Consider the following 25573-nt stretch of genomic DNA (forward strand, 5'->3'; position numbering starts at 1 on the left):
GATGCCGAGCCGTGCCCCCTGCGACGCGCCGGAGCCCCGCGAGCCCCGGCGCGTCCCTCCTGTCTCCCGCGTCAGGGCGTCATGGGGGAGGACGCCTCGGCGTAGCGGCGGCGCGGGATGCGCCCCGCCTGCCGCGCCAGCCGCCCGGCCGTCACCGCCGCCTTCATGGCCGCCGCCATCAGGTCGGGGCGCTGGGCCCGGGTGACCGCCGTCGCCAGCAGCACCGCGTCGCAGCCGAGCTCCATCGCCAGCGCGGCGTCGCTGGCCGTGCCGATCCCCGCGTCGAGGATCACCGGCACCGACGCGGCCTCCACGATCAGCTCGATGTTGTGCGGGTTGCGGATGCCGAGGCCCGACCCGATCGGCGCGCCCAGGGGCATCACCGCCGCGCAGCCCGCCTGCTCCAGCCGCCGGGCCAGCGCCGGGTCGTCGCCGATGTACGGGAGCACCACGAACCCGTCGGCCACCAGTCGCTCGGCGGCGTCGAAGGTCTCGATGGGGTCGGGCAGCAGCGTCCGCTCGTCGGCGATGACCTCCAGCTTGACCCAGTTCGTGCCGAGCGCCTCCCTGGCCAGCCGGGCCGTCAGCACGGCGTCGCCCGCCGTGAAGCAGCCGGCCGTGTTGGGCAGCACCTTGATGTCGCGCTCGCGCAGCACGTCGAGCACCGAGCCGCGGGCGCGCGGGTCGAGCCGCCGCATGGCGACCGTGGTCAGCTCGGTGCCGGAGGCCGCCAGCGCCTGGTCCAGCACCTCCAGCGAGGGGGCGCCGCCGGTGCCCATGATGAGCCGGGAGGAGAACTTCTCCCCGGCGATGATCAGATCATCCACCCTGCACCGCCGTCAGCACCTCCACGCGGTCGCGCTCGCGCAGCGCCGTGGTCTCCCAGGCGCCGCGCGTGACCACCTCGTCGTTGACCGCCACGGCGACCCCGGTGGTCGCCGCGGTCAGGGCCCGTACGGCCTGCGCCACGGTCGTCCCGTCGGCGACCTCGTGCGTGGCCCCGTTGATCTGCACCATCATGCGATCTCTCCAAATCTCGCCGGCGAGCACAACGCCGCCAGCCCGCCCTCCTCGCCGCCCGCCTCCCCGGCCACCAGGGCCGCCGTCAGAGGCGCGAGCAGCACGCCGCCCCGGTGGTGTCCGGTGGCGAGCACCAGCCCGTCGCCGGCCGGCCCGACGATCGGCACGTTGTCCGGCGTGCCGGGGCGCAGGCCCGCCACCACGTCGGCCAGCTCCAGCTCGGTCACGCCGGGCACCAGCTCCCTGGCGTCGCGCAGCAGCTCGTACAGGCCGCCGGCGGTCACCCGGGTGTCGAAGCCCAGCTCCTCCTGGGTCGCGCCGACCACCAGCTCGCCGTCGCCCCGGGGGACGAGGTAGACGGGGGAGCCGTGCACGGAGCCGCGTACGCACCGGGTCAGCAGCGGCTGCGGCGAGCGCAGGCGCAGGATCTGCCCCTTGACCGGCCGCACCGGCACCCCGGCCAGCGCCGCGCTCCAGGCCCCGGCCGCCAGCACCACCGTCGTGGCGGGCAACTCGGCACCCCCCTCCAGCCGCACACCCGTCACCCGCCCCTCCGGCGCGTCCCCGTGCCGCGGCCCGGCCCCCCGCCCCTCCGGCGCGTCCCCGTGCCGCGGCCCGGCCCCCCGGCCCTCCGTCGCGTCCTCGCGCCGCCCGGCGACCCGGGCCGCCGGCCCGTCCTCGCGCAGCAGCGCGGTGACGCGGGCGCGGACGAGCGGCACCTCCCGCCGTTCCAGCGCGGCCAGCAGCGCCGCCGTCACCCGGCGCGGGTCCACCCAGGCGTCGCCGGCGGCCAGCAGGCCGCCGCGCACCGACGGCGCCAGCATCGGCTCCAGGCGGCGGCACTCGCGCCCGGTCAGCCGCTCCACCGGGAGCCCCAGCTTTTCCGTGAACGCGGCCAGCTCGTCCAGCGCCGCGAGGTCGTCGGCCCCGAACGCCACGTCGAGCGTGCCCTCCGCGCGCAGGTCCACCCCGCGCGCCCCCTCGGGCAGCCCCGCGTCGGCGGCCAGCTCAGCGGCGAAGGCCGGCCAGCGACGCAGCGACGCCAGGCCCAGCCGCAACAGCGGCTCCTCGGTGTAGGTCACCTCGCTGACCGGCGCCAGCATGCCCGCCGCCGCGTGCGAGGCCCCGCCCGCGGGATCGGGATCGACCACGGTGACCGGCCGCCCCGCCCGCGCCAGCCGCCACGCGACCGACAGCCCGACGACTCCGCCGCCGACGATGACCTCCACCATGCGCTCCCTTCGCCGGCATGATCCGGATCAGGTGTCTTGCGGTCGAAGGCCCTGTGCAGCCTTCCTCTCAGCCCGGTCACGGCCGGACTCCCGCGCGTCTTACGCCCCCAGCCTACGACCTCGCCGGCGGCGCCAGGCACGCCCCCCTTCGCCGCCGGGCCCCGTACCCGTCTATGGTCTTGGTCGTGGACCATGTCGTGGTGGTGGGAGCGGGCCTGGCCGGCGTACGCACGGTCGAGGCGCTGCGCGGGCGCGGATTCGGCGGCAGGATCACCCTCGTCGGGCGGGAACGCCATCGCCCCTACGACCGGCCGCCCCTGACCAAGAGCGTGCTGCTCGGCGAGTCCGACACCACGTTCGTCGACACCGACCTCGCCGCGCTGCGCGTCGCCTTCCGTCCCGGCGTGTCCGCCACCGCGCTGCGGCCGGGCGCCGTCGAGACCACCGAAGGCGAGCTGCGCTACGACGGCCTGGTCATCGCCACCGGCGCCGACCCGGTCCGGCTGCCCGGCGACGGCCCGCAGCACGTCCTGCGCACCCTCGACGACGCGCACGAGCTGCGCGCCGCGCTCGTGCCCGGCGCCCGCGTCGTGGTCGCCGGGGCGGGCTGGGTGGGGGCCGAGGTGGCCACCGCCGCCCGCCGGGCCGGCTGCGCGGTCACCGTGGTCGAGGCCGGTCCCGCGCCGCTCGCCACCGCCGTCGGCCCGGAGATCGGCGCCCGCACCGAACGCTGGTACGACGGCATCGACCTGCGGCTCGGCGCCATGGTCCACTCCGTCGAGGAGGGCGGCGTCGAGCTGGTCGGCGGCGAGTTCCTCGACGCGCACGTGGTCGTCGCCGGCATCGGCGTGCGCCCGGCCGTCCAGTGGCTGGCCGACGCCGACCTCGACCTGCACAACGGCGTCGTCGTGGACGAGCACCTGCGGGCCTCGCTGCCCGGCACGGTAGCGGTGGGCGACTGCGCCGCCTGGTGGTCGCGCCGCTTCCAGGACAGGCTGCGGGTCGAGCACTGGGACACCGCGCTCAACGCCCCCGAGGTCGCCGCCGCGAGCCTGCTCGGCGAGGACGCCGTCTACGACCCGGTGCCGTACTTCTGGTCGGAGCAGTTCGGGCACATGGTCCAGTACGCCGGCCATCACCCCGCGGGCGAGCGCCTGCTCTACCGCGGCGGCCCCGAGGGCAAGTGGTCGGCCGTCTGGCTGAGGGGCGACGACACCCTCGCCGCGGTGTTCGCCGTCGACCGGCCGCGCGACCTCGTCCAGGGCCGCCGCATCATCGGCGCGGGCTCCCGGCTGGACGCGGAACGCCTGGTAGATCCAGACGTCCCCCTACGGGATTGTGTTGTTTGAGCAAGCACGGCATGTGGTAGTTGTGGTTCCGTGACGCTTTCTGTTGCACAGATCGACCGGGAGACCGACCAGCTCGTCAGCGAGTGGCTCACGCTCCCCGAAGTGGCCCAGCGCCTGGAACTCCCGATCGGGCGGGCCAAGCAACTCCTCAAGGATCACAAGCTCCTCGGCGTACGCCGGGAGGGCAGCGGGTCCCCGCAGGTGCCCGCGGTGTTCCTCGACGGGAAGGACGTGATGAAGGGCCTGCCCGGCACCCTGACCGTGCTGCAGGACGCCGGCTACGACGACGCCGAGTCCCTGCGCTGGCTCTTCACCCCCGACGACTCGCTGCCAGGCTCGCCCATCGAGGCGATCAAGGCCGGCCGTCACACAGAGGTCAAGCGGCGTGCCCAGGCCCTCGCTTTCTAACGCCCGCCTCTATCTCTGCACCGACGGCCGCCGCGACCGCGGCGACCTCGCGCAGTTCCTCGACACGGTGCTGGCAGGCGGCGTGGACATCGTCCAGCTGCGGGAGAAGGGCCTGGAGGCCCGCGAAGAGCTCGCCCTCCTCGAGGTCTTCCGCGACGCCTGCGACCGGCACGGCAAGCTGCTGGCGGTCAACGACCGGGCCGACATCGCCCACGCCGCCCGTCCCGACGTGCTCCACCTGGGGCAGGACGACCTTCCCACGACGGTCGCGCGAGAGATACTCGGCGACGACATCGTCATCGGACGGTCCACCCACTCCGCCGCCGAGGCCTCCGCCGCGGCCGTGGAGGAGGGCGTCGACTACTTCTGCTGCGGGCCGATCTGGCCCACGCCGACCAAGCCCGGCCGCCCGGCCCCCGGCCCGTCGCTGCTGCGGCACGCGGCGTCGCTGGGCGAGGCGCGGCCGTGGTTCGGCATCGGCGGCATCGACCTCGGCAACCTCGACGAGGTCCTGTCGTACGGCGTGCGCCGGGTCGTCGTCGTGCGCGCCATCACCGAGGCCGACGATCCCGGCGCGGCGGCGGCGGAGTTCGCCAAGCGCCTGGCCGCGGCGGCCTGACCCACCCACCCGACCCTCGCGCCGCCCCGCCCTCCGGCGGGGCGGCGCTCGCATGTCCGGCCCGGCTGCTCAGGTGGCGGCGGTCGCCGGCTCCTTCGGCTGTCCGGCGCGGCCGGTCAGGTGGTGCGGGACGTGGCGGCGATCGCCAGCTCCTTCAGCGCCGTGCGCGCCTCCTCGGTCACCGGGGCCCGGTCGAGCGCGGCCAGCGCCTCGCCGAGGTAGTCGCCGATGAGGCCCTCGCACGCGCTCAGCGCGCCGGTGCCCTCGATGACGCCGCGCAGCGTGGCGACGCCGTCCTCGTCGAGGCCGGGGTCGCCGAGCAGGCGGCGCACGGTCGCGGCCTCGACGGGAGAGGCGGCGGAGAGCGTGCGCGCCACGAGCATGGTGCGCTTGCCCTCGCGCAGGTCGTCGCCCGCGGGCTTGCCGGTCTGCGCCGGGTCGCCGAAGACGCCGAGGATGTCGTCGCGGAGCTGGAAGGCGATGCCGACCCGCCGCCCGTAGCCGGTGCACAGCTCGTCCATCCAGGGCGCGAGCTCGCGGGCGGCCAGCGCGAGGCCGAGGCGCAGCGGCTGCTCGACGGAGTACTTGCCGCTCTTGTAGAGCGCCACCCGCAGCGCCGAGTCGAAGGTGTTCTCGCCGTGGGCCTGCTCCAGCAGGTCGAGGTACTGGCCGCACATCAGCTCGGTGCGCATGTGGTCGTGCACGGGCTGGGCCGCCTCCAGCGACTCGCGGGGCAGCCCGCTGGTGCGCCACATCTCGCCCGACCAGATCAGCAGCAGGTTGCCCAGCAGGATCGCGGCGCCCTCGCCGAACTGCGCGGCCGAGCCGTGCCAGCTCTCCTTCTCGTGCAGCGCCTCGAAACGGCGGTGCGCCGCCGGCATGCCCCTGCGCAGGTCGCTCTTGTCCATCACGTCGTCGTGCACGAGCGCGCTGGCCTGCAGCAGTTCAAGGGAGGCGGCGGCGTTGAAGATGCCGGGGCCGTCCGCGCCGCCCGCGCCGCGCCACCCCCAGTAGCAGAACGCGGGCCGCAGCCGCTTGCCGCCGGCCAGCAGGTCCTCGGCGGCCGTGCGGAGCGGCTGGAAGTCGGGGTCGCCGGAGGCGGGCAGCTGGCGTTCGACGAAGGCGCCCAGGGCACGCTCAACCCGCGTGCGCAGGACGTCCATGCTCGCGGCGTCACTGGTCATGACTCCGAGACTAGTGGCCGGTTCGAGCGGTTCCGATCGGGGCGCGCGCGAGCGGCGCCGATCCGCGGCCACGGCGGGCCGCGCCGCTGCCTGTAACCTGTGGGGCATGGCGCTTGGTCGACCCTCCGTCCTGCCGGGACGTGTCCCCACCGTCCGCGACATGCTCGCCTCCGGCAAACGCACGTTCTCGTTCGAGTTCTTCCCGCCGAAGACCGACGAGGGCGAGCGGCAGCTGTGGAAGGCGATCAGGGAGCTGGAGTCCCTGCGGCCGACGTTCGTGTCGGTGACCTACGGCGCCGGCGGCTCCACCCGTGACCGCACCGTCGACATCGTCGAGCGCATCGCGCACGACACCACGCTGACCCCCGTGGCCCACTTCACCGCGGTCAACCACTCCGTACGCGAGCTGCGCCACCTGGTGGGGCGCTTCGCCGACGCCGGGGTGCGCAACATCCTGGCCGTGCGCGGCGACCCGCCCGGCGACCCCACGGGCGAGTGGGTGCGGCATCCCGAGGGCGTGCTCTACGCCGAGGAGCTCGTACGCCTGGTCCGCCAGGCGGGCGACTTCTGCGTGGGCGTGGCGGCGTTCCCGTACAAACATCCGCGCTCGGAGTCCATCGAGTCCGACACCGACTACTTCGTACGCAAGTGCCGGGCCGGGGCCGACTACGCCATCACCCAGATGTTCTTCCAGGCCGACGACTACCTGCGGCTGCGCGACAGGGTGGCGGCCCAGGGCTGCGACACGCCGATCATCCCGTGCATCATGCCGGTCACCCAGATGAGCACGATCGCGCGTTCCGAGCAGTTGTCGGGTGCGCCGTTCCCGGCGGACGTGGCGGCGCGCTTCGAGGCGGTCAAGGACGATCCCGCGGCGGTGCGGCGGCTCGGCATCGACCACGGCGCCGAGCTGTGCCAGCGGCTGCTGGACGAGGGCGCGCCTGGCATCCACTTCATCACCTTCAACCGCTCCAGCGCCTCCCGCGAGGTGTTCCAGCGCCTGGAGCCGGCCTCGCTGCCCGCCTGAGAGGCCCGCCTGAGAGGCCCGCGTAAAGGCCCGCCCATGAGCGGGTGCGGGCCGTCATCCGCCCGCAGGGGGACCGGGCGGATGACGGCAGGGTAACCGGATCGGTCGGTAAAGGGTCGGTCACTTTCCGTGATGACTCATGCCCGAGGTCATCACGCGGTAAACCACGATTCAGGGGAGAGGGAGCGGGCGGCCCGCGATGGCGTACTCCTCGTAGCCGCCGGGGAAGACGAACCCGGACAGCAGGTCGACGAAGCCGAGGCTCGCGTAGAGGTGGCGGGCGGCGGTCGGCTGGTCGTGGGTGGACAGCACGGCCGAGCGTTCGGGGCGGCCCGCGCAGATCGTCCTGATCATCGCGCGGCCGATGCCCTTGCCCTGGTAGTCGGGGTGCACGTGGATCTCGGCCAGCTCGAAGGCGTGGCCCAGCCAGGCGTGGGCGGCCTCCGGCCCGGTCCGCTCGGTGAGCGCCCGCAGCACGACGTCGTGCCACCACTGCCCGGGCGCGCCGCGGAAACCGTAGGCGAAGCCGACGACGTACGGCTTCTCCCGGTGACCCGGCGAAAGGGATGAATCGCGCAATTCTGCGAAATAAGCCTGGAAATAGGGATATGACGCGTGGTTGCGCATGATGGTCTTGCGGCCGGCGATCTGGTCCGCGGGCGGGCGCATCGCGGCCGTGTAAATGCCGATCACCGTGTCCAGCCGCTCGGTGAACTCGGCCGGTCCCGCCCCGCGAAACTCGATCACCGTCGCACCCTACTCGACGTCCACCGCGACGCCTCCGGTGATCCGCACCAGCTCCTCGAACGTGGTCGGGAACACCGTCAGCGGATGCCCGCCCGCTGCCCACACCACCTCGTGCTTGCCCAGCCAGTTGTCCACCAGCGTGCGCACCGGCGCGGGATGCCCGACCGGGGCCACGCCGCCGATGGGCTGACCGGTCGCCGCCCGGACGAACTCGGGGGTGGCCCGCCGTACCTGCGCCGCGCCCGCCGTACGGGCGATGAGGGCGGTGTCGACGCGGTGCGCCCCGCTCGTCAGCACCAGCAGCGGCTCGCCGTCGGCGTCGAAGATCAGGCTGTTGGCGATGGCGCCGACCTCGCAGCCGAGCTGCGCCGCCGCGGTGGCCGCCGTGGGCGCCTTCTCCGGCAGCACGATGACCTCGCCGTCCGCGCCCAGCTCGCGCAGGGCGGCCTGCACGACGACGGCGTTTGGTGGCAACTTCTCAGACATGGGGACACTCTAAACAGGTTGACGGCTTCATTACCCGTTCATGGTGACTGGTGTAGGGTCCTGTGATCCGTTGTCCACGGCATGAGAGGTGGTACGGGTGGGAGTTTCGCGACTGCCCGGAATGGCGGCTCTGCTGACGGCCGGAGCCTTGGCGCTCTCGGGATGCGGCACGGCGGCGCTCAACCCGCCCGCGCGGAGCCTCTCCACCCCCGCGACGGCCGTCGCGCCCGCGGGGGCGCAGGCCGGTCCCACGACCACCGCTCCCGCGGCCGCCCCGCGCAAGACGCTGAAGCTGGGCGCCAAGGGCAAGGCCGTCACCTGGGTGCAGCGGCGGCTCACGGAGCTGGGCTACCGTCCCGGCAAGGCCGACGGCAGCTACGGCGGCACCACGCTGGCCGCCGTGTGGGCGTTCCAGAAGGTCAACGGGATCAAGCCGACCAGCACGATCGCCAAGCGCACCTGGGACGCGCTGGAGAGCCCCAGGGCCCCCAAGGTCCTGGTGCCGCGCGGCCGGGCGACCCGCGCCGAGGTCAACCTGAGCAAACAGATCATGGTGCTGTACGTCGGCGGCAGGCCCGAGCTGATCACGCACATCTCCTCCGGCAGCGGCGTGCCGTACTGCGAGACCGCCGTGTGGCAGGGCAAGGAGCAGCGCTTCTGCGGCTCGGCCACCACCCCCACCGGCGACTACCGCACCACCTGGCGCGCGAGCGGCTGGCACCGGTCCTACCTCGGCGAGCTGTACAACCCGATCTTCTTCAACGGCGGCATCGCCTTCCACGGCGCGCTCTCGGTGCCGCTCGCCCCGGCCTCGCACGGCTGCGTCCGCCTGCCGATGAACGTGGCCGAGGCGCTGCCCGGCCTGCTGGGCAAGGGCGTGCCGGTGCACGTACGAGGCCGCTTCAGAGGGCTGTGAGCGGGCCTCACGACGCGGGACGGGGCTCCTCCTCCCGCAGCGGCGTCCGCGGGGCCTTGGCGGGCCTGCGGCGGGCCGTCAGCGCCAGCCCTGCGGCCTGCGCGAGCCCCGCAGCGGGCAGCAGGAAGGCCGTGGCCGGCTGCCAGGCGGGCAGGCCGGCCACGAAGTCCGCCGCCTGGTAGAGGCCGCCCAGGAGCCGCGGCGGGTTGACGAACGCCACCACGCAGCCCAGCGCGTACGGCACGATCAAGAAGCCCGACAGCACGAGCAGGAACGTCCGCCCCCGCCCGCCGCGCCCCAGCAGCGGCCCGATGACCAGGTAGGCCAGCGCGGCCACCCCTACGACCAGGGCGGTCAGCGCCACCACGCGCCAGGCGTCCACGCCGAGCGAGGTCAGGCCGTCGGCGCCGATCCGGCCGCCCTCCCACCGTGGGCCGCGCACCTGCGCTTCAGCGGCCTGATGGACAGCCGTCCGCCCGGCCAGCGCGTACGCCGCCACCAGCACCGGCCCCGACACCAGCAGCGCCACGCCGATCCGCCGCCCCCGGCCGCCCATGCGCCTCCCTTGCTCGCCCGGTCTCAGCTTGCCATCCCCGGCGGCTCGACCGGGATCCGGCCGGCGGCCCGGGCCTCGATGGAGCGCAGCCCTTCCAGCGCCAGCTCGGCCGCGCGCATGCCGGTCGTCTGGAGGTCCTTCAGCGACCGTTCGTGCCCGACGTGGGCCATCACGGCCAGCTTGACCGCCCCGAACAGCGCGCCCACGGCGGCGGCCGCCTCGACCTCGTCCAGCTCGTCCGGGCACGCCTGGCGCAGGGCCGCGGCCAGCTTGAGCTGGCTGTCGTACATGAGCAGCAGCGCCCGCGCCCGCAGGGCGGGCTCGTCCATGATGAGCCGCATCCGCAGCTCGGCCTCCTCGAACGTCGGCGCCTCGTCCTCCAGCGTCCACCCGAACCCGGCCTCGACGAGCCGCAGCAGCAGCGCCGCGGCCGTCTCGCCGGGGCGGCGGCCGGCCAGCAGCTCCAGCGCGCGCTCCATGCGCTCCTCGCCGTCGTGGAAGACCAGGTCGTCCTTGCCGCTGAAGTAGCTGAAGAACGTGCGGGTGGAGACCTCCGCCGCGGCGGCGATCTCCGCGAGCGTCGTGTCGGCGTAGCCCTTGCGCGCGAACAACCGGAGCGCCGCGTCGATCAGCGCCCGGCGCGTGCGCTGCTTCTTGCGCTCCCGAAGTCCCGCCATGTCCGAACTTTACTGCATGCGAAGTTCTCTTTCATTCATTGCAATTTTGCAATGGCTGAGGTTTTCTGGGAGTACGTTTCGGAGAGGAGCCGAGGCATGTCCGATCTGACCCTTCCCATGGCCCGGCGGCGCCCGCTGGACCCACCCGACGAGCTCGGCGAGCTACGGCGGCAGGCACCCCTGCACCGCCTGACCTTCGCCGACGGCCATCTGGGCTGGCTCGTCACGGGCTACGCCGCCGCCCGCGCGGTGCTGGCCGACCCGCGCTTCTCCAACCGGCCGGAGGGGATGCACCCGCCGCTCCCCGGCAGGATGGAGCTGGCCAAGCGGCAGGACTTCCAGGTGCCGCCGGGCATGTTCCTGCGTACCGACCCGCCCGAGCACACGCGCTTCCGCCGGCTGCTGACCGGGCAGTTCACCGTACGCAGGATGAAGGCGCTGGAGCCGCGCATCGCCGAGATCACCGAGGAGCACCTGGACGCCATGGAGGCCGCGGGGCCGCCCGCCGACCTGGTGGAGTCGTTCGCGCTGCCCATCCCCTCGCTGGTGATCTGCGAGCTGCTCGGCGTCCCGTACGAGGACCGCGCCCGCTTCCAGGAGGACGCCAGGGTGCTGTTCAACCTGGAGACCAAGGTCGAGGACGCGCTGGCCGCCGTGGGCAGCACCATGGGCTACCTGCACGACCTCATCGGCCGCAAGCGCGACAAGCCGGACGACGACCTGCTGAGCGGGCTCATCGAGGGCGGCGAGCTGACCGACGAGGAGCTCACCGGGGTCGGGTTCCTGCTGCTCGTCGCGGGACACGAGACCACCGCCAACATGCTCGGGCTCGGGACGTACGCGCTGCTCACCAACCCCGCGCAGCTCGCCGCGCTCCGCGACGACCCCTCCATCGCCGAGACCGCCGTCGAGGAGCTGCTGCGCTACCTCACGATCGTCCACCTGGGACCGCTCAGGAGGGCCCTCGAGGACGTCGAGATCGAGGGCGTCCTCATCAGGGCGGGGGAGACGGTCGCGCTCAGCCTGGCCGCCGCCAACCGCGACCCGGAGCGCTTCCCCGGCGGCGACACCCTCGACGTCACCCGGCCCGCGACGGGCCATCTCAGCTTCGGCCACGGCATCCACCAGTGCCTCGGACAGCAGCTCGCGCGTACGGAGATGCGCATCGCCTACCCTGCGCTGCTGCGCCGCCTGCCTGGCCTACGCTTGGCCGTAACGCCGGAGGAGGTGCCGATGCGCTCGGACATGAGCATCTATGGAGTGCACCGCCTCCCTGTCACCTGGTAGAGGTCATCACCATGGAAATCAAGGCAGACACGACCGTGTGCATCGGTGCCGGCATGTGCGCGCTGACGGCTCCGGAGTTGTTCGACCAGAGCGAGGACGAGGGCACGGTGCTGGTCCTGCGGCGCGAGGTGCCGGCTGACAAGGAGGACGCCGTACGGCGGGCCGTCAACCTGTGCCCCTCGGGCGCCATCTCCGCCACCTGACCGCCGCCCTTCTCCCGCCGGGAGGGGCCGCGAGCAGTGGCCGCCGCCGTCGCGACACGCCGTCGCGTCGGCGGCTTTCCTGCTTTCCAGCTGCTTTCCTTCAAGGTCATCGAACCTGTGTTCGTGGAACCGGTTGACATCGGAGGGTGATCGAAATTATGTTCGACCTAGTGACGGTGAGGCTCGCGGCTCAACGTCACGAGGACCTGGTCGCGGGCTGATCGCTTCCCCAAGCGCGACCCGCGGCCAGGCTCCACGGGCGAAGGTCACGTCCTCGTCGTCGGCGGAGACGAACGGGCGTGTCCTGGCCGGACGGGGAGAGGGGAAGCTCCTCGTCCGGCCGGCCCGGCGGAAATGTCGGTGGCGTCTGAGAGTGTTGACATCACCGGTGGAGATGCCGGCAGCCGCCCACGATTTCGAGGAGGCGCGCAAGATGGCACCAAGGCCGAGAGACACGCCCGGGCCCCGGCTGTCGCCCGCGGTCCGGGCACACCTGGCCGACGCACGTTCCAGCCTGGCGGAGGCGAGCGCCGCTCGCACCCCGGCGACCCGATACGTGGCCGCGCACCTGGCGGCCCTGAGAGCGGCCGCGGCGATGCTCGCCGCCCGCCCCCGTCCCGGCGAGACTCGCAGGCGCAAGCTGCGCAGCGCGTGGGACCTGCTGCCCGAGGCGGAGCCGCACCTGACCGAGTGGGCCGCCTACTTCTCGGTGACCGCCGCAAAGCGGGCCGCCGCGGAGGCGGGCATGACCAGCCGGATCAGCGCGGCCGACGCCGACGAGATCCTGGCCGAGGCCGACACGTTCGTGTCCACCGTCGAAGATCTGCTGGGGGTTCCCGTCCAGCCCCAACTACCACTGAACGTCCCCCTCGCCGGCTGACTACCTGACTCCGCCGCCGACGGCGACGAGGGGACATCTGGGACGACCTGACCGCCGACCCGTCGGGGCGATCTGACCATCGGCCCGTCAGTGCGCTTGGCCGCCGACCCGACCGTTGGCCTGTCCGCTGGCCCAACCGCCGGCCTGTCTGCCGGCCCGTAAGAACGATTTGACCGTCGGCCTAGCAGCGTGGCCCGACCACCGGCTCGACCGTCGGCCGTCAGGGGGCCTGCCGTCGGCCTGTCGGCGCGGCCTGGCCACCGGTCCGGCTGTTGGCCCGTCCGTGCGACCCGACCACCGGCGCGATGTCGGCCCCGATCGCCGGTCATCAGTGCGACCTGTGTGCGCGACCTGTCCGCGCAGCTCGACCGCCGGCCTGTCGGTGGCTCAGCGGCTGCTTTCTGTGTGCCCAGGACGTCCGCCCCGCCTTCGCTGCTTTCGCGTACGGCGCTCGCGAGCCGACCGGTGTCCGAGGTCGGGATGGGGGCCGAAATGGTGAGCGCTTCCGGCCGAGGCCGGTCGGAATCGGGCCCTGGCGGGAAGCGCTCGGCTACGTCACTCCTGTCAGTCGGCGCAGATCGCGAAGACGCTGATGCCGACGTCGTTGTAGCCGATCTGGCGGCCGATGCCGATCCAACCGCGGCCGTCGTCGGTGGGGAACGAGCCGACCAGGATCGCTCCGTTGCCGCGGGCCTCGGCGCCGCCGCCGAGAACCCTCTTGCTGCCGGGGCAGTACAGCGTGCGGCGCTGGAAGTTGGGGACGTTGGCGTTGGGCAGCGTGACGAGCTGGTAGCCCGCGGGCAGCGCCGACGCGCGGGTCGCGGTGGCGGAGGCGGTCGAGGTGCTGGCCACGGCCACGGTGGTCACGCACGCGCCCGCCGCCAGGAGGGCGAGGGGGAGGGTCAGGAGCTTCTTGGACTGCATTCGTTCTCCTTCTTGCGAACCCCGGTGGACGCGATCCGGGCAGCACGAGACACGCCGGCGTATCCGGTGCTTTGCGGAGTGCGGTCACGAGGGCTAGAGGGCCTGACACGAAGAGTATCCATGTGATTACGCTGCGCGTCCAGAAGTCTTTACCCAGGGGCCGGAGAAGGGCGGAAAAGCGAAGGAGCCCGCCGGGCGTGGCGGGCTCCTTGAAAAGGGTCAAACGGCCGGGCGGTCGGCCCGTACGGGTCCGGGGGCCGGCCCCGATGGGGCGGGACGACCGCGCGGGGTCAGAAGGACTCGACGGCCCTGCGGGCCTCCGCGTCGAGGACGCCCCAGCTGATGAGCTCCTCGGTCAGCTCGCTCGGCGACTTGTCATAGATCACGGCGAGGGAGCGCAGGTCCTCCTGGCGGATGGACAGCACTTTGCCGTTGTAGTCGCCACGCTGGCTCTGGATGGTGGCGGCGTAGCGCGCCAGCGCCCCGGCCTTCTCCTTCGGCAGCGTCGCCAGCCGCTCCAGGTCGATCACAAGCTTGGGTGTCGGCCCCAGCGGGCTGGGCGCGGCCCCACCCGGCAGCAGCTCCGAGACGGGCACCCCGTAGAAGTCGGCAAGCTCGGCAAGCTTCTGCACCGTGACCGCGCGGTCGCCACGCTCGTACGAGCCCACGACCACGGCTTTCCACCTGCCACGCGACTTCTCCTCGACTCCATGCAGGGACAGGCCCTGCTGGGTGCGGATGGCGCGAAGTCGTGCACCCAGCGACTTTGCGTACTCAGACGGCATCGTGTGGCCCCCCGGCTCTCGTATGTATCGCTCTCAGTAGATTGTGCTCCCTTGCGGCATATGCCCCAGCCACCGGGGGGTCTGGTGCCAGGCTCGGCACCATCGGTAGCCATGGCTCTGGGTTTACCCCAGAAGGCCGCGAGGTGTGGTTACGCACAGTGACGGTAAAGGGGTGGACGCCGAAGGTCAAGCTGATTGGAAAAAAGATGCCGAATCCGGTCCGGTATGGATCGCCGCAAACGCCCCTCATGTCCCAGAGGTAACACTACTTTGTCACAGAATGCCCATGCGTGCGCCCATGTCAGGGCTGCCGCGTGAGAATCATGACAGGGCGGGTCGAGGCCCGTACGATCTTCAGCGAGGTGTCCCCGAGGAACACCCGCCGAAGTGGCCCGGTGTCACTCGAAGCGCATATGATCATCTCGCCGGGCAGCCACGAGGCCGCGCCGAGCGCCTGCGCGACCGTCCGCCCCTCCAGCACCTCGACCTCCACGCGCAGCCGCCGGGCCTGGCCGCGGGCCGCCACGCGCAGGTCGGCCGCGGCCTGCTCGCGCAGCCGCGCCAGCATGTCCTCCTCGGCCCTGACCCGGCGGGCGGGACCGACGACCAGCGTCACCAGCCGCAGCGGCAGGCCGAGCGCCACCGCCGTGCGGGCGGCGTCCTTGACCGCCGCGTCGCAGCCGGGGCCGCGCCGGTAGGCGAGGGTGAGCCGGTCGAAGGCGGGGGGCGGCTCGTCGCTGTACCCGCGCGGGGCGAGCAGGACGGGCACGGACGAGGCGTGCAGGAGCTGGTCGGCGGTGCTGCCGACGGAGATGCGCCCTCTGGCGCCGCCGGGGGCCGAGCCGATCACCACGACGTCGGCCGAGCGCCTGCGCGCCAGCTCGACCAGCCCGCGCCCGCTGTGCCGGCCGGCGTGGACGACGTACCCGGCCTCGTCGCCCGCCAGCTCGCGGGCCTCGGCGAGCGCGGCGTCGGCCTGCTCGGCCAGGTACGCCCGCCAGGCGCTGTCCTCCGCCCGCGCCGGGCCCGGGGGCGACCAGACGGGCGGGCGGACGTACGCCACCGTCAGGCGGGCGCCGGCCCGCCGCCGCAGCAGCAGCGCCAGCGCCAGCCCGTCCCGGCCGCGCGGCCCCGGCACGTAACCCGCGAGCAGTTCGCCCAGTCTCATGGCTCCACCTCGGTGTTCAGCCGCGACCGGCGGAAGCCGTACAGGAAGTAGCAGGCCAGCCCGGCCGCCATCCACAGCCCGAATGCCGCCCAGGTCACCCCGGCCAGCCCCGCCATCACCAGCACGCACATGACGGCCCCCAGCACCGGCGTGAGCGGGAAGAACGGGACGCGAAAGCCGCGCGGCAGGTCGGGCCGGCGTCGCCGCAGCACCACCACGCCCACGTTGACCAGCGCGAAGGCGAACAGCGTGCCGATGCTGGTGGCCTCGGCGAGCTGCCCCAGAGGCACCAGTCCGGCCAGCACCGACACGAACCCGGCCACGATGAGGGTGTTGGCGACCGGCACCTGCCGCCGCGGATCCACCCGCTGGAACACGCGCGGGACGAGCCCGTCGCGCGACATCGCGAACAGGATGCGGGTCTGCCCGTAGAGAACGGTCAGCACGACGCTGGCGATGGCCACGACCGCGCCGAACGAGATGATCAGCCCCGGCCAGGTCGCCCCCACGGCGAGGTCCGCGATGGCCGACAGGCTCGCCTCCGAGCTGTTGCGGCCGAACTCCGTCCACGGCCTGGCGCCCACGGAGGCCACCGCCACCAGCACGTACACGGCGGTCACGACGGCCAGCGACAGGATGATGGCCAGCGGCAGGTCGCGCCGCGGGTCGCGCGCCTCCTCACCGGCCGTGGAGGCCGCGTCGAAGCCGATGTAGGAGAAGAACACCTGCGAGGCCGCCGCGGTCACCCCCGCCACCCCCAGCGGCGCGAACGGCGTCATGTTGCCCGCCTGGAAGGCCGTGAACGCCACCGCGCAGAAGAACAGCAGCACCGCCACCTTGATCAGCACGAAGACGACGTTGGCCCGCGCGCTCTCCGACGCCCCGTGCAGCAGCAGCCAGGTCGCCAGCGCCACGATGAGGATCGCGGGCAGGTTGACCACGCCGCCGTCCTGGCCGGGGGAGCGGGTGATCGCCGCCGGCAGCTCGAAACCGGCCAGCGAGCGCAGGAACGCGTTGAGGTAGTCGCCCCACCCGACGGCCACGGCCGCCACCGACACGGCGTACTCCAGCATCAGGCACCAGCCGCACACCCAGGCCACCAGCTCGCCCATCGTCGCGTACGCGTACGAGTACGACGACCCGGACACCGGGATCGTCCCGGCCAGCTCCGCGTACGACAGGGCCGACAGCAGCGCCGTGAACGCCGCCAGCACGAACGACAGCACCACGGCCGGGCCCGCCTTGGGCACCGCCTGCCCGAGGATGACGAAGATGCCGGTGCCGAGCGTCGCGCCCACGCTGAACAGCGTGAGCTGCCACAGCGACATCGTCCGCCGCAGCTCGCCGCCCTCGCCGTGGCCGCCCTCGGCCACGATCCGCTCGGTGGGCTTGGTGCGGAAGAGCCGCCCGACCGGCGTCATCCGCCCCACCCCCTGCCCCCGCGAAAGCACTGCCGGCCTGCGGCGTCGTCCGCGCCGGCGTGACCGGATCGTGCCCGAGGACCGGCCGAGTATGCGCAGCTTCCGGCCGGTCCCTAGATGCCGTCGCGTTCGAGCGGGCAGCTCATGCAGCGGGGCCCGCCGCGGCCCCGCCCCAGCTCGCTGCCCCTGATGGTGATCACCTCGATGCCGTGGTCGCGCAGGTAGGCGTTCGTCGTGGTGTTGCGCTCGTATGCGACGACCACGCCGGGCTCCAGCGCCAGGCCGTTGCAGCCGTCGTCCCACTGCTCGCGGGCCGCCGCCCGCACGTCCTGCGCCGCGCTCAGCACCGTGATCTCCGGCAGGTCCAGCGCGTGGGCGATGGCCTTGTGCATGTCCTCGGGCGGGTGGTCGGTGAACCTGAGCTCCTTGGCGGTGCGGCCGGGCTCGATCGTGTACGCCGGCAGCATCCCGAGGCCCGCGTACTGGGTGAACACCCCCTCGTCGAGCATCGTCATCACGGTGTCGAGATGCATGAACGCCCGCGCCTTCGGCAGGTCCACGGCCACGATCCGGTTCGCCGCTCCGGCGCGGAACAGTCGCCGCGCCAGCATCTCCACCGCCTGCGGCCGGGTGCGCTCGCTCATCCCCACCAGGACCGCGCCGCGGCCGAGCACCAGCACGTCGCCGCCCTCCATGGTGGCGGGCGCGGCCGCGTGCCCCGGCGTCCAGCAGTGGAAGCCGCCCTGCTCGGGACGGTCGAAGCCGGCGGCGAACATCGGGTGGAACATGTAGACGGCCTCCATGTTGACCGTCTCGCGCATGCGGGCCTTCCTGCGCATCGCGTTGATGGCCACGCCGTCGTACACCCAGCAGGAGGGGTCGCGGGTGAACAGGTGGTTAGGCAGCGGCGGCAGGATGAAGTCGTGCTCGCCCATGGCGTGGAAGGTCACCGACTGCGGCGCGCACCCCAGCTCGGCCAGCTCGCCCTTGGTGATGCCGCCGGTCAGGTAGAGCTGGAGCGTCGCGGAGTCCATGCCGTCCAGGGTGTTGCGGATGTCGTCGATGGCCACCGGCCCGAGCCAGCGCTCGTCCACGACGGCGTCGAGGATGTGCTTGCGGGCCTCCGGGATCTCGACCGTCTCCCGCAGCAGGTCGCCGAGCATGTGGATGACCACGCCCCGCGAGCGCAGCACCTGCTGGAACTCCTCGTGCTCCTCGATGGCGCGCTGCACCCACAGCACGTCGTCGAACAGGAACGCGTCCTTGTTGGCGGGGGTGAGCCGTTTGAGCGCGAGGTCGGGCCGGTGCAGGAGGACCTGCCGGAGCCGCCCGACCTCAGAATCGACGTGAAAGGTCATCCTTGCGGTATCCCCGTGCGGTGGCGGATCTCACGCCGCGCCACGCCCGGCGCACCACGGGGCGCTCACGTCGTACCTGGTCGCCCCTGGTACTGTGTGTCACGGCCAACACCCTTTAATGACCCGTCCCGTGAGGCGGGAAAGGCGGTGAGTTTCGTCATGTCCGACCCCCGGCCCGAGCCGCGGGCCGATGCGCGGGCGGTCCTTGAGGCCCCCGATGTCCACCGGGCGCTGACCCGCATCGCGCACGAGATCCTCGAACGCACCAAGGGCGGCGACGGCGTCGTCCTTCTCGGCATCCCCACCCGCGGCGCCACCCTGGCCCGCCGCCTCGGCGACCGCATCGAGCAGTTCGAGGGCGTCAAGATCCCCGTCGGCTCCGTCGACGTCACCATGTACCGCGACGACCTGCGGCTCCGGCCCGCCCGTCCGCTCGGCCGCACCGAGCTGCCGCCCGACGGCGTCGACGGCAAGATCGTCGTCCTGGTCGACGACGTCCTCTACTCCGGCCGCACCGTCCGGGCCGCGCTCGACGCGCTCAACGACCTCGGCCGCCCCACCGCCGTCCAGCTCGCCACGCTGGTCGATCGCGGCCACCGCGAGCTGCCCATCCGCGCCGACTACGTCGGCAAGAACCTTCCCACGGCCAAGAGCGAGAAGGTCAGGGTCTACCTGCAGGAGACCGACGGGCGCGACGCGGTGCTGCTGATGAAGGGCCTGCCGGCGAAGGAGGGATCCAGGTGAACCGCCACCTCATCTCCGCGGGCGACCTGTCCAAGGACGACGCCCTGCTCATCCTCGACACCGCCGAGGAGCTGGCGAGGGTCTCGGAACGTTCCATCAAGAAGCTGCCGACGCTGCGCGGCCGCACCGTGGTCAACCTGTTCTTCGAGGACTCCACCCGCACCCGCATCTCGTTCGAGGCGGCGGCCAAGCGGCTGTCCGCCGACGTCATCAACTTCTCGGCCAAGGGGTCGAGCGTGTCCAAGGGCGAGTCGCTCAAGGACACCGCGCTCACCCTGGAGGCCATGGGCGCCGACGCGGTCGTCATCCGCCACGGCTCCTCCGGCGCGCCGCACCGCCTGGCCACCTGGGTGCACGGCAGCGTCGTCAACGCCGGCGACGGCACCCACGAGCACCCCACGCAGGCGCTGCTCGACGCCTTCTCGATGCGCCGCCGCCTCGGCGGCCTCGAGGGCCGCAGGATCACGGTCGTGGGCGACATCCTGCACAGCCGGGTCGCCCGCTCCAACGTGCTGCTGCTGCACACGCTCGGCGCCGAGGTCACCCTGGTCGCGCCGCCCACGCTGCTGCCGGTCTCGGTCGGCGACTGGCCGTGCGAGGTCTCCTACGACCTCGACGCCGTGCTGCCCAAGTCCGACGTGGTCATGATGCTGCGGGTGCAGAAGGAGCGGATGAACGCCGCGTACTTCCCGAGCGAGCGCGAATACTCCCGCCGCTACGGGCTCGACCGCGACCGCTTCGCCAAGATGCCGGACGAGGCCATCGTCATGCACCCCGGCCCGATGAACCGGGGCATGGAGATCGCCGCCGAGGTGGCCGACTCGGCCCGGTCCACCATCGTGGAGCAGGTCGCCAACGGCGTCACCATCCGGATGGCCGTCCTTTACCTGCTCCTCGGGGGAGAGACCGCATGATCGTCGTCAAGAACGTCAGGATCCTCGGCGGCGAGCCCGCCGACATCAGGATCGACCAGGGCGTCATCGCCGAGATCGGCCAGGGGCTGAGCGGCGGCGAGGAGATCGACGGCGGGGGCGCCGTCGCGCTGCCCGGCCTGGTCGACCTGCACACCCACCTGCGCGAGCCCGGCCGCGAGGACGCCGAGACCGTGCAGACCGGCACCCGCTCGGCCGCCCGCGGCGGCTACACCGCCGTGCACGCCATGGCCAACACCTCGCCCGTCGCCGACACCGCCGGCGTGGTCGAGCAGGTGTGGCGGCTCGGCCGCGAGTTCGGCCACTGCGACGTGCACCCGGTCGGGGCCGTCACCGTCGGCCTGGAGGGCCGCCAGCTCGCCGAGCTCGGCGCGATGGCCGACTCGGCGGCCCGGGTGCGGGTCTTCTCCGACGACGGCCGCTGCGTGGACGACGCGGTCCTCATGCGCCGCGCCCTGGAGTACGTCAAGGCGTTCGACGGCGTCGTCGCCCAGCACGCCCAGGAGCCGCGCCTGACCCAGGGCGCCCAGATGAACGAGGGCGTCGTCTCCGGCCGGCTCGGCCTGACCGGCTGGCCCGCGGTCGCCGAGGAGGCGATCATCGCCCGCGACTGCCTGCTGGCCGCGCACGTCGGCTCCCGCCTGCACGTCTGCCACGTCTCCACGGCCGGCTCGGTCGAGATCATCCGCTGGGCCAAGTCCAAGGGCTGGGACGTCACCGCCGAGGTGACCCCCCACCACCTGCTGCTCACCGACGACCTCGTCGAGGACTCCCCGGTGGGCGCCTACAACCCCATCTACAAGGTCAACCCGCCGCTGCGCACCCGCGCCGACGTCGAGGCGCTGCGCGCCGCGCTGGCCGACGGCACGATCGACATCGTCGCCACCGACCACGCGCCCCACCCGGTCGAGGACAAGGAGACCGAGTGGTCGGCGGCGGCCATGGGCATGGTCGGCCTGGAGACGGCGCTCAGCGTCGTCCAGGAGGCCATGGTGGAGACCGGGCTGCTCGACTGGGCGGGCGTCGCCCAGCGCATGAGCGCCGTGCCGGCGCGCATCGGGCGGCTGTCCGGGCAGGGGCAGCCGCTGGAGGAAGGCGCTCCGGCCAACATCACGCTGTACGACCCGTCCGCGCGGACCGTGGTGGATCCGTCCGCCTTCGCGTCCAAGAGCAGGAACACCCCCTACGAGGGCATGACGCTGCCCGGCAGGGTGGTGGCCACGTTCCTGCGGGGCAGGCCGACCGTACTCGAAGGGAAGCTGGTTTGAACACGCCCGCCGTGCTCGTACTGGAAGACGGCCGCGTCTTCCACGGAACCGCCTACGGAGCCGAAGGCGAGACGTTCGGCGAGATGGTCTTCAACACCGGCATGACCGGCTACCAGGAGACCCTCACCGACCCCTCCTACCACCGCCAGATCGTCGCCATGACGGCGCCGCACATCGGCAACACCGGCGTCAACGACGAGGACCCCGAGTCCCGCCGCGTCTGGGTCGCCGGCTACGTCGTGCGCGAGCCGTCGCGGGTCGTCTCCAGCTGGCGGGCCAACCGCTCACTGGACGACTACCTCAAGGAGCAGGGCGTCGTCGGCATCGCGATCCCCGGCACCCGCGCCCTGACCCGCCACCTGCGCGAGCGCGGCGCCATGCGGGCGGGCATCTTCACCGCCCCCGCCGCGCCGGTCGAGGAGCTGGCCGAGCGGGTCAGGCAGGCGCCGCGCATGGAGGGCGCCGCCCTCGCCGGCGAGGTCGCCACGACCGAGCCGTACGTCGTGCCCGCGATCGGCGCCAAGCGGTTCACCGTCGCCGCCGTCGACCTCGGCATCAAGGGCATGACCCCGCAGCGCATGGCCGAGCGCGGCTGCGAGGTGCACGTGCTGCCCGCCGACGCCACCTTCGAGCAGGTCATGGCCGTCGAGCCGGACGGGGTGTTCCTGTCCAACGGCCCCGGCGACCCCGCCACCGTGGACGTCACGACGCTGCGCCGGGTGCTGGAGGCGAAGGTGCCGTTCTTCGGCATCTGCTTCGGCAACCAGATCTTCGGCCGGGCGCTCGGGCTGTCCACCTACAAGCTGCGCTACGGCCACCGGGGCGTCAACCAGCCGGTCCAGGACGTACGCACCGGCAAGGTGGAGATCTCCGCGCACAACCACGGGTTCGCGGTGGACGCGCCGCTCGACGGGCCCTTCGACACCCCCTACGGTCGGGCCGAGGTCAGCCACGTCAACCTCAACGACCGCTGCGTGGAGGGGCTGCGCCTGCTCGACGGCAGCGCCTTCAGCGTCCAATACCATCCGGAGGCCGCGGCGGGGCCGCACGACGCCGCCTACCTTTTCGACGAGTTCTGCGAGGTCATGAGCCGTGCCCAAGCGTGAGGACATCAGGTCGGTCCTGGTGATCGGCTCGGGGCCGATCGTGATCGGCCAGGCGTGCGAGTTCGACTACTCGGGCACCCAGGCGTGCCGGGTGCTGCGGGCCGAGGGCTTCCGCGTCATCCTGGTCAACAGCAACCCGGCCACGATCATGACCGACCCCGAGTTCGCCGACGCCACCTACGTCGAGCCGATCACCCCGGAGTTCGTCGAGAAGATCATCGCCAAGGAGCGGCCGGACGCGCTGCTGCCCACCCTCGGCGGCCAGACCGCGCTCAACACGGCGGTCGCGCTGCACGAGTCGGGCGTGCTGGAGACGTACGGCGTCGAGCTGATCGGCGCCGACTTCGACGCCATCCAGGCGGGCGAGAACCGCGAGCGGTTCAAGGAGATCGTCGCCAAGGTCGCCCGCGAGCACGGCCTCAACGCCGAGTCCGCCCGCTCGGTCATCTGCCACACCATGGACGAGGTGCTGGCCGGCGCGGCCGAGCTCGGCTACCCGCTGGTGGTGCGGCCCTCGTTCACGATGGGCGGCGCCGGCTCCGGCTTCGCCTACACCGAGGACGACCTGCGCCGCATCGCCGGCGCCGGCCTCGACGCCTCGCCGACCACCGAGGTGCTCCTGGAGGAGTCCATCCTCGGCTGGAAGGAGTACGAGCTGGAGGTCATGCGCGACAAGGCCGACAACGTCGTCATCGTGTGCTCCATCGAGAACATCGACCCGATGGGCGTCCACACCGGCGACAGCGTCACCGTCGCGCCCGCGCTGACCCTGACCGACCGCGAATACCAGAACATGCGCGACGTCGCCATCGCGGTCATCCGCGAGGTCGGCGTCGACACCGGCGGCTGCAACATCCAGTTCGCGGTGGACCCGCGCACCGGCCGCATGATCGTCATCGAGATGAACCCGCGCGTGTCGCGCTCGTCCGCGCTCGCCTCCAAGGCCACCGGCTTCCCGATCGCCAAGATCGCGGCCAAGCTGGCCATCGGCTACACCCTCGACGAGATCCCCAACGACATCACCAAGGAGACCCCGGCCTCCTTCGAGCCGACCCTCGACTACATCGTGGTCAAGGTGCCGCGCTTCGCCTTCGAGAAGTTCCGCGGCGCCGACCCCACGCTCACCACGCACATGAAGTCCGTGGGCGAGGCGATGGCCATCGGCCGCTCCTTCCCCGAGGCGCTGCAGAAGGCGCTGCGCTCCCTGGAGAAGAAGGACTCCGCCTTCACCTGGGCGGGCGAGCCCGGCGACAAGGACGAGCTGCTGGCCGCCTGCCGCACCCCGCACGACGGCCGTCTGCGCACCATGCAGCAGGCCATCAGGGCCGGCGCCACGCCCGAGGAGCTGTACGAAGCCACGAGCGTCGACCCGTGGTTCATCGACCAGCTCTTCCTGCTCGACGAGGAGGCCGCGGCCGTCGCCGCGGCGCCCGAGCTGACCGCCGAGGTGCTGGGCCGCGCCAAGCGCCACGGCTTCAGCGACGCCCAGCTCGGCGAGATCCGCGGCATCGACGAGGCGCGGGTGCGCGACCTGCGGCACGCCCTCGCGCTGCGGCCCGTCTACAACACCGTCGACACCTGCGCCGCCGAGTTCGCCGCCAAGACGCCCTACCTCTACTCGACGTACGACGAGGAGAGCGAGGTCCCCTACGGTGAGCGGCGCAAGGTCATCATCCTCGGCTCCGGGCCCAACCGCATCGGCCAGGGCATCGAGTTCGACTACGCCTGCGTGCACGCCTCGTTCGAGCTGTCGCGGGCCGGGTTCGAGACCGTCATGGTCAACTGCAACCCCGAGACCGTCTCCACCGACTACGACACCTCCGACCGGCTCTACTTCGAGCCGCTCACCCTGGAGGACGTCCTGGAGGTGGTCCACGCCGAGCAGCAGACCGGGCCCGTCGTGGGCGTGATCGTGCAGCTCGGCGGGCAGACGCCGCTCGGGCTCGCGCAGGCGCTCAAGGACGCCGGCGTGCCCGTCGTCGGCACCTCGCCGGAGTCCATCCACCTCGCCGAGGAGCGCGGCGCGTTCGGGCGGGTGCTGGCCGAGGCCGGGCTGCCTGCGCCCAAGCACGGCACCGCGCTCACGGTGGCCGAGGCCAAGGAGATCGCCGACGAGATCGGCTACCCGGTGCTGGTGCGGCCCTCGTACGTGCTGGGCGGGGCCGGCATGGCCATCGTCTACGACGAGCAGACGCTGAGCACCTACATGGCGGCCCAGGAGGGCGGCCACCCGGTGCTCGTCGACAAGTTCCTCGACGAGGCCATCGAGATCGACGTGGACGCGCTCTACGACGGCGAGGAGCTCTACCTCGGCGGCGTCATGGAGCACATCGAGGAGGCCGGCATCCACTCCGGCGACTCGGCGTGCGCCCTGCCGCCCATCACGCTCGGCGGCCACGACATCAAGCGCATCCGCGCGGCCACCGAGGCCATCGCGCGGGGCGTGGGCGTGCGCGGGCTGCTCAACGTCCAGTACGCGATGTCGGCCGGCGTCCTCTACGTCCTGGAGGCCAACCCGCGGGCCTCGCGCACCGTGCCGTTCGTGTCCAAGGCCACGGCCGTGCCGCTGGCCAAGGCGGCGGCCAGGGTGATGCTGGGCGCGTCGATCGCCTCGCTGCGCGCCGAGGGCATGCTGCCGGCCGAGGGCGACGGCGGCACGCTGCCGCTCGACGCCGCGATCGCGGTCAAGGAGGCGGTGCTGCCGTTCAACCGCTTCCGCGGCGTCGACATCGTGCTCGGGCCTGAGATGCGCTCCACCGGCGAGGTCATGGGCATCGACGCGTTCTTCGGCATCGCCTTCGCCAAGTCGCAGGCCGCCGCGTACGGCGAGCTCCCGACCAAGGGACGCGCGTTCGTGTCCGTGGCCAACCGCGACAAGCGTGCGATGATCTTCCCTGTGAAGGCTCTGGCGGATCTCGGCTTCGAGATCCTCGCCACCGAGGGCACCGCCGAGGTGCTGCGCCGCAACGGCGTCCATGCCAAGATCGTGCGCAAGCACAGTGAGGGGCAGGGCCCGGGAGGTGAGCCGACGAGCGTGCGCGCCATCCTCGACGGCGAGGTCGACCTCATCGTCAACACGCCCTTCGGCAGCCCGGGCCAGTCGGGGCCGCGTCTCGACGGCTACGAGATCCGCACCGCCGCGGTGCTGCGGGGCATCCCGTGCATCACGACCGTCGCGGGGCTCGCGGCCGCGGCGGCGGGCATCCAGGCGATCGTCCGCGGCGACGTGGGCGTACGGTCGCTCCAGGAGCACGGGCAGGCGCTGCGGGGCTGAGC

The 25573-nt window shown here is 72.6% G+C and carries 26 protein-coding genes and 1 riboswitch; of the genes, 13 read left to right on the top strand and 13 right to left on the bottom strand.

The genetic code is table 11. The features are described from left to right. Nucleotides 1-71: 71 nt before the first annotated feature. From ABD292_RS34290 to ABD292_RS34300, 3 genes are all read right to left on the bottom strand, one after another. Complete coding sequence (locus tag ABD292_RS34290; protein ID WP_344214743.1) at nt 72-827, bottom strand: thiazole synthase; 756 nt, start codon at nt 825-827, stop codon at nt 72-74. Next, the gene (gene thiS, locus ABD292_RS34295; protein WP_344214745.1) at nt 820-1020 is read right to left on the bottom strand and encodes a sulfur carrier protein ThiS; all 201 of its coding nucleotides are present in this window, start codon (nt 1018-1020) and stop codon (nt 820-822) included. The genes ABD292_RS34290 and thiS overlap by 8 nt, the downstream gene beginning before the upstream one ends. Continuing rightward, nucleotides 1017-2252, bottom strand: coding sequence for an FAD-dependent oxidoreductase (locus ABD292_RS34300; RefSeq protein WP_344214747.1), 1236 nt, complete (start codon nt 2250-2252; stop codon nt 1017-1019). Before ABD292_RS34300 ends, thiS begins: the two co-directional genes overlap by 4 nt. Further along, nucleotides 2240-2356: riboswitch (TPP riboswitch) on the bottom strand. It overlaps the preceding gene by 13 nt. Nucleotides 2357-2437: 81 nt before the next feature. On the opposite strand from ABD292_RS34300, the gene ABD292_RS34305 reads away from it, so the two are divergent. Genes ABD292_RS34305 through thiE form a run of 3 tightly spaced genes read left to right on the top strand, consistent with a single transcriptional unit; the run spans nt 2438 to nt 4628 of the window. Then, nucleotides 2438-3601, top strand: coding sequence for an NAD(P)/FAD-dependent oxidoreductase (locus ABD292_RS34305; protein WP_344214749.1), 1164 nt, complete (start codon nt 2438-2440; stop codon nt 3599-3601). Between the two features lie 30 nt (nt 3602-3631). After that, entirely contained in the window at nt 3632-4009 is a 378-nt protein-coding gene (locus ABD292_RS34310; RefSeq protein WP_344214751.1) for an Rv2175c family DNA-binding protein, read from the top strand. Next, nucleotides 3987-4628, top strand: a complete 642-nt coding sequence (gene thiE / locus ABD292_RS34315; protein ID WP_344214753.1) for a thiamine phosphate synthase — start codon at nt 3987-3989, stop codon at nt 4626-4628. Before ABD292_RS34310 ends, thiE begins: the two co-directional genes overlap by 23 nt. 116 nt (nt 4629-4744) lie before the next feature. Here thiE and ABD292_RS34320 read toward each other — a convergent pair whose 3' ends face one another. After that, entirely contained in the window at nt 4745-5812 is a 1068-nt protein-coding gene (locus ABD292_RS34320; protein WP_344214755.1) for a polyprenyl synthetase family protein, read from the bottom strand. A 106-nt stretch (nt 5813-5918) separates the two neighbouring features. Between ABD292_RS34320 and metF the strand changes: the two genes are divergently transcribed. After that, nucleotides 5919-6839, top strand: coding sequence for a methylenetetrahydrofolate reductase [NAD(P)H] (gene metF, locus ABD292_RS34325; RefSeq protein WP_344214757.1), 921 nt, complete (start codon nt 5919-5921; stop codon nt 6837-6839). Between the two features lie 171 nt (nt 6840-7010). Here metF and ABD292_RS34330 read toward each other — a convergent pair whose 3' ends face one another. Next, nucleotides 7011-7586 carry a GNAT family N-acetyltransferase gene (locus tag ABD292_RS34330; protein ID WP_344214759.1) on the bottom strand — a complete coding sequence of 192 codons (576 nt, stop codon included), beginning with the start codon at nt 7584-7586 and terminating at the stop codon, nt 7011-7013. Nucleotides 7587-7595: 9 nt separating this feature from the next. Next, the gene (locus ABD292_RS34335; protein ID WP_344214761.1) at nt 7596-8072 is read right to left on the bottom strand and encodes a YbaK/EbsC family protein; all 477 of its coding nucleotides are present in this window, start codon (nt 8070-8072) and stop codon (nt 7596-7598) included. Between the two features lie 97 nt (nt 8073-8169). On the opposite strand from ABD292_RS34335, the gene ABD292_RS34340 reads away from it, so the two are divergent. After that, entirely contained in the window at nt 8170-8988 is an 819-nt protein-coding gene (locus tag ABD292_RS34340; protein WP_344214763.1) for a L,D-transpeptidase family protein, read from the top strand. A 7-nt stretch (nt 8989-8995) separates the two neighbouring features. On the opposite strand, the gene ABD292_RS34345 is transcribed toward ABD292_RS34340, so the two are convergent. Together ABD292_RS34345 and ABD292_RS34350 are read right to left on the bottom strand one after the other, a co-directional pair. Beyond that, the gene (locus tag ABD292_RS34345) at nt 8996-9544 is read right to left on the bottom strand and encodes a hypothetical protein (RefSeq protein WP_344214765.1); all 549 of its coding nucleotides are present in this window, start codon (nt 9542-9544) and stop codon (nt 8996-8998) included. 23 nt (nt 9545-9567) lie between these two features. Beyond that, nucleotides 9568-10221 (bottom strand): TetR/AcrR family transcriptional regulator, encoded by a 654-nt coding sequence (locus ABD292_RS34350; RefSeq protein ID WP_344214767.1) that lies wholly within the window; start codon nt 10219-10221, stop codon nt 9568-9570. A gap of 96 nt (nt 10222-10317) precedes the next feature. On the opposite strand from ABD292_RS34350, the gene ABD292_RS34355 reads away from it, so the two are divergent. The 3 genes from ABD292_RS34355 to ABD292_RS34365 all read left to right on the top strand — a co-directional run bounded on the left by ABD292_RS34355 (nt 10318) and on the right by ABD292_RS34365 (nt 12591). Further along, the gene (locus ABD292_RS34355) at nt 10318-11508 is read left to right on the top strand and encodes a cytochrome P450 (RefSeq protein WP_344214769.1); all 1191 of its coding nucleotides are present in this window, start codon (nt 10318-10320) and stop codon (nt 11506-11508) included. A gap of 11 nt (nt 11509-11519) precedes the next feature. Continuing rightward, nucleotides 11520-11711, top strand: a complete 192-nt coding sequence (locus tag ABD292_RS34360; RefSeq protein ID WP_344214771.1) for a ferredoxin — start codon at nt 11520-11522, stop codon at nt 11709-11711. Nucleotides 11712-12144: 433 nt separating this feature from the next. Beyond that, nucleotides 12145-12591, top strand: a complete 447-nt coding sequence (locus tag ABD292_RS34365; protein ID WP_344214773.1) for an SAV_6107 family HEPN domain-containing protein — start codon at nt 12145-12147, stop codon at nt 12589-12591. 564 nt (nt 12592-13155) lie between these two features. Here ABD292_RS34365 and ABD292_RS34370 read toward each other — a convergent pair. The 5 genes from ABD292_RS34370 to ABD292_RS34390 all read right to left on the bottom strand — a co-directional run bounded on the left by ABD292_RS34370 (nt 13156) and on the right by ABD292_RS34390 (nt 18247). Then, on the bottom strand, nt 13156-13515 hold the full coding sequence (locus tag ABD292_RS34370) for a hypothetical protein (RefSeq protein WP_344214775.1): 360 nt from the start codon (nt 13513-13515) through the stop codon (nt 13156-13158). A 290-nt stretch (nt 13516-13805) separates the two neighbouring features. Beyond that, nucleotides 13806-14300: a transcriptional regulator BldD gene (gene bldD, locus ABD292_RS34375; RefSeq protein WP_026214021.1), complete on the bottom strand. Its 495-nt coding sequence runs from the start codon at nt 14298-14300 to the stop codon at nt 13806-13808. 301 nt (nt 14301-14601) lie between these two features. Continuing rightward, the gene (locus tag ABD292_RS34380) at nt 14602-15468 is read right to left on the bottom strand and encodes a universal stress protein (RefSeq protein ID WP_344214777.1); all 867 of its coding nucleotides are present in this window, start codon (nt 15466-15468) and stop codon (nt 14602-14604) included. Next, on the bottom strand, nt 15465-16889 hold the full coding sequence (locus ABD292_RS34385; protein WP_344214779.1) for an amino acid permease: 1425 nt from the start codon (nt 16887-16889) through the stop codon (nt 15465-15467). The genes ABD292_RS34380 and ABD292_RS34385 overlap by 4 nt, the downstream gene beginning before the upstream one ends. A gap of 113 nt (nt 16890-17002) precedes the next feature. Next, nucleotides 17003-18247: an arginine deiminase gene (locus ABD292_RS34390; protein ID WP_344214781.1), complete on the bottom strand. Its 1245-nt coding sequence runs from the start codon at nt 18245-18247 to the stop codon at nt 17003-17005. Between the two features lie 159 nt (nt 18248-18406). Here ABD292_RS34390 and pyrR point away from each other — a divergent pair, with 159 nt between their 5' ends. The 5 genes from pyrR to carB are packed head-to-tail and all read left to right on the top strand — an operon-like array spanning nt 18407 to nt 25571. After that, nucleotides 18407-18991, top strand: coding sequence for a bifunctional pyr operon transcriptional regulator/uracil phosphoribosyltransferase PyrR (gene pyrR / locus ABD292_RS34395; RefSeq protein ID WP_344215055.1), 585 nt, complete (start codon nt 18407-18409; stop codon nt 18989-18991). After that, complete coding sequence (locus ABD292_RS34400; RefSeq protein WP_344214783.1) at nt 18988-19905, top strand: aspartate carbamoyltransferase catalytic subunit; 918 nt, start codon at nt 18988-18990, stop codon at nt 19903-19905. Before pyrR ends, ABD292_RS34400 begins: the two co-directional genes overlap by 4 nt. Continuing rightward, complete coding sequence (locus ABD292_RS34405) at nt 19902-21191, top strand: dihydroorotase (RefSeq protein WP_344214785.1); 1290 nt, start codon at nt 19902-19904, stop codon at nt 21189-21191. Before ABD292_RS34400 ends, ABD292_RS34405 begins: the two co-directional genes overlap by 4 nt. Continuing rightward, nucleotides 21188-22297: a glutamine-hydrolyzing carbamoyl-phosphate synthase small subunit gene (gene carA, locus ABD292_RS34410; protein ID WP_344214787.1), complete on the top strand. Its 1110-nt coding sequence runs from the start codon at nt 21188-21190 to the stop codon at nt 22295-22297. Before ABD292_RS34405 ends, carA begins: the two co-directional genes overlap by 4 nt. Beyond that, nucleotides 22284-25571 (top strand): carbamoyl-phosphate synthase large subunit, encoded by a 3288-nt coding sequence (carB, locus tag ABD292_RS34415; RefSeq protein WP_344214788.1) that lies wholly within the window; start codon nt 22284-22286, stop codon nt 25569-25571. Before carA ends, carB begins: the two co-directional genes overlap by 14 nt. Nucleotides 25572-25573: the final 2 nt, after the last annotated feature.

Origin of the sequence: Nonomuraea bangladeshensis, assembly GCF_039529455.1 — a bacterium.
Lineage (GTDB): Bacteria > Actinomycetota > Actinomycetes > Streptosporangiales > Streptosporangiaceae > Nonomuraea > Nonomuraea bangladeshensis.

Bases quoted from the DNA above. Each gene is read 5' to 3' on its own strand.
- metF (WP_344214757.1), top strand. From the start codon at position 5,919: ATGGCGCTTGGTCGACCCTCCGTCCTGCCGGGACGTGTCCCCACCGTC.
- pyrR (WP_344215055.1), top strand. From the start codon at position 18,407: ATGTCCGACCCCCGGCCCGAGCCGCGGGCCGATGCGCGGGCGGTCCTT.
- ABD292_RS34320 (WP_344214755.1), bottom strand. From the start codon at position 5,812: ATGACCAGTGACGCCGCGAGCATGGACGTCCTGCGCACGCGGGTTGAG.
- thiS (WP_344214745.1), bottom strand. From the start codon at position 1,020: ATGATGGTGCAGATCAACGGGGCCACGCACGAGGTCGCCGACGGGACG.
- ABD292_RS34335 (WP_344214761.1), bottom strand. From the start codon at position 8,072: ATGTCTGAGAAGTTGCCACCAAACGCCGTCGTCGTGCAGGCCGCCCTG.
- ABD292_RS34355 (WP_344214769.1), top strand. From the start codon at position 10,318: ATGTCCGATCTGACCCTTCCCATGGCCCGGCGGCGCCCGCTGGACCCA.
- ABD292_RS34390 (WP_344214781.1), bottom strand. From the start codon at position 18,247: ATGACCTTTCACGTCGATTCTGAGGTCGGGCGGCTCCGGCAGGTCCTC.
- bldD (WP_026214021.1), bottom strand. From the start codon at position 14,300: ATGCCGTCTGAGTACGCAAAGTCGCTGGGTGCACGACTTCGCGCCATC.
- ABD292_RS34385 (WP_344214779.1), bottom strand. From the start codon at position 16,889: ATGACGCCGGTCGGGCGGCTCTTCCGCACCAAGCCCACCGAGCGGATC.
- ABD292_RS34350 (WP_344214767.1), bottom strand. From the start codon at position 10,221: ATGGCGGGACTTCGGGAGCGCAAGAAGCAGCGCACGCGCCGGGCGCTG.
- ABD292_RS34345 (WP_344214765.1), bottom strand. From the start codon at position 9,544: ATGGGCGGCCGGGGGCGGCGGATCGGCGTGGCGCTGCTGGTGTCGGGG.
- ABD292_RS34360 (WP_344214771.1), top strand. From the start codon at position 11,520: ATGGAAATCAAGGCAGACACGACCGTGTGCATCGGTGCCGGCATGTGC.
- ABD292_RS34370 (WP_344214775.1), bottom strand. From the start codon at position 13,515: ATGCAGTCCAAGAAGCTCCTGACCCTCCCCCTCGCCCTCCTGGCGGCG.
- ABD292_RS34365 (WP_344214773.1), top strand. From the start codon at position 12,145: ATGGCACCAAGGCCGAGAGACACGCCCGGGCCCCGGCTGTCGCCCGCG.
- ABD292_RS34380 (WP_344214777.1), bottom strand. From the start codon at position 15,468: ATGAGACTGGGCGAACTGCTCGCGGGTTACGTGCCGGGGCCGCGCGGC.
- ABD292_RS34300 (WP_344214747.1), bottom strand. From the start codon at position 2,252: ATGGTGGAGGTCATCGTCGGCGGCGGAGTCGTCGGGCTGTCGGTCGCG.
- ABD292_RS34405 (WP_344214785.1), top strand. From the start codon at position 19,902: ATGATCGTCGTCAAGAACGTCAGGATCCTCGGCGGCGAGCCCGCCGAC.